Genomic DNA, 2,367 nt, shown 5'->3' with positions numbered 1-2,367 from the left:
CGTCCGTGTCACGACCGAACAATCGACGCTGAATCACTCCGTGGGCGCCTATTACGCGTCGGAAGGAAACAAGCCCTCGGGCCACGTGACCGTCCCCGCCACGGTGAGCCACGGCGGAACGACGTATCAGGTAACGGCCATCGGCAGTGTCGTCTTTCGCGGATGCCGCGGCATAAAGTCCGTCACCCTCGCCAAGAGCATCGCCGAAATCAAAGACCATGCCTTCGAGAAATGTACGGGGCTGAAAGAAGTCGTCGTAGCATGGGATACCCCGCTCGCGATTGCCGCCGAGGTGTTTCAAGATGTGCCGCTCCATGAGGTGAAACTGACCGTTCCCGTGGGAAAGAAAGCGGCCTATACATCGGCTTCCGTATGGAAGAATTTCATCGTAGAAGAAGGAGAACCGACAACCTTCTACGATTTCAAAGTCGGCAAACTGTATTATAAGAAGACATCGGGCACCACCGTCAGCGTGTCGCGAGAAAAAAATGGAGAAAACGGTACATCTCCTTTTTATGCCGACGAAAATAAACCTTCGGGAAATATCGCCATACCTGCTACCGTCCGATACGGCAACACGACTTATCACGTAACCGGAATTGGAGAAGGTGCGTTTGCCACTTGCTCGGGGCTGACAAACCTTACGATTCCGAGCAGCATAACAAACATAGAACTGGGAGCGTTTCTTCAATGTTCGGGACTGACAAACGTTACGATACCCAACAGTGTAACGAACATCGGAAAAGGTATATTCTACGACTGCTCGGGACTGACGCATATGATCATTCCCAACAGCATAAAAAACATCCCTGAAATAATGTTTATGGGATGTACGAAACTAACGCATGTGACGATTCCAAGCAGCGTGACAAAGATAGAAAGAGAGGCGTTTGTAAATTGTAAATCGCTGAAAGAAATGATGGTCTACTGGGATGCCCCGCCGGTCATCGACGCCAATACGTTTGAGGGCGTTGCGCTCCATCAGGTGAAGCTCATCGTTCCCGTGGGAAAGAAAGCGGCTTATACGTCGGCAGCGGTATGGAAGAACTTCAACCCGATTGTAGAAGCGTCCTCGCCGGTGCTGTCTGTCTCTCCGGCAGCGTTGAGCATGGACGCCTCCGGAAGGAGCCGAACCGTCACCGTCGTGGCAAACACCCCTTGGACGACGACCTCGTCCGCCACGTGGCTCACCGTGTCGCCCCTCGCCGGATCGAACAACGGAACCGTCACGGTCACAGCCGCGGCTTACACCGGCGCGGCCCCGCGTACGGCTACCATCACCTTTATGACCGGTAACTTGACGAGAACGGTCAGCGTCACACAGACCGGTACAACAGCCGTGATCCCGGCCACAGGTGTCGCCGTAGAACCGACGTCGCTCAAGCTCGAAGTCGGTCAGGCGCGTCCGCTGACGGCCACCGTACTGCCCGAAACAGCCACCACGCAAACAGTCACATGGACGACCGACAACGCCGCCATCGCAACAGTCAACGAGTCGGGCATCGTGAAAGGCGTCGCACCGGGCACCGCCGTCATCACGGCCACCACAACCGACGGAAGCCATACGGCAACCTGCACAGTGACAGTCGTACGGAGCAGTTCGCCCGTCGTCAAAGTAACTTCGCTCAAGCTCTCCGCCACGACATTCAAAACCGAAGCGCAAATAATATTTCAATTGAAGGTCACCGTACTGCCCGCCAATGCGACAGACCCGTCCGTCACGTTTACGAGCAGCGATCCGTCGATCGCGTCGGTTGATGCCGTCACAGGCCTTGTCACCGTATATCGAAAAGGCACGGCACGCATCACTGTCACCGCTAACGACGGCAGCGGAGTCACAGCCGTCTGCGAAGTAACTTATACCGTCGCCAACGAACGAGTCGATGCATCCGTACGCGTCTACGCCCACGACGGAGCGTTACGTCTCACACTGTCCAACCCTGAAACGGTACATATATATAATGTAGACGGCGCGATGGTGAAAACGCTTGACCTCCCCGCCGGCGATCACATACAGCCGCTTCCGTCAGGCGTCTACTTTGTGCGCGTGGGAGAAAAAGTGGAGAAAATCTTCGTGAAGTGAAAAGTGAAAAATGTAGTCAAATGTAGTCAAAAGTAGTCAGCAGTAGTTAATGTAGGGGCGGGCCGGTGTGTCCGCCCTTTTTTTGTGTCGTGTTGTATCCGAGCGCAAATTACGCAAATCGACGCAAATTTAATGTTAATTGTCAATGGTTAATGATTATTTACCGGGTGCATGGTTTGGCGTGTACCACGCATAACAATTGACCATTGACCATTAACGAACTATATTAATACGCAAATAAAATGAGGACAAAAATTCGACCATAACTTAGAGCCTGTTTAAAT

The 2,367-nt window shown here is 53.2% G+C and carries 1 protein-coding gene; it reads left to right on the top strand.

What is annotated here, in order from left to right:
• A partial coding sequence (locus EII41_RS13450) for a leucine-rich repeat protein (protein WP_124790986.1) occupies positions 1-2,083 on the top strand: 2,083 nt, incomplete at its 5' end.
• Between the last annotated feature and the right edge of the window lie 284 nt (positions 2,084-2,367).

The organism is Tannerella forsythia (assembly GCF_003860135.1).
Lineage (GTDB): Bacteria > Bacteroidota > Bacteroidia > Bacteroidales > Tannerellaceae > Tannerella > Tannerella forsythia_A.
Note: the sequence above shows the minus strand (reverse complement) of the source record. Positions and strands in the feature narration are given on the sequence as shown.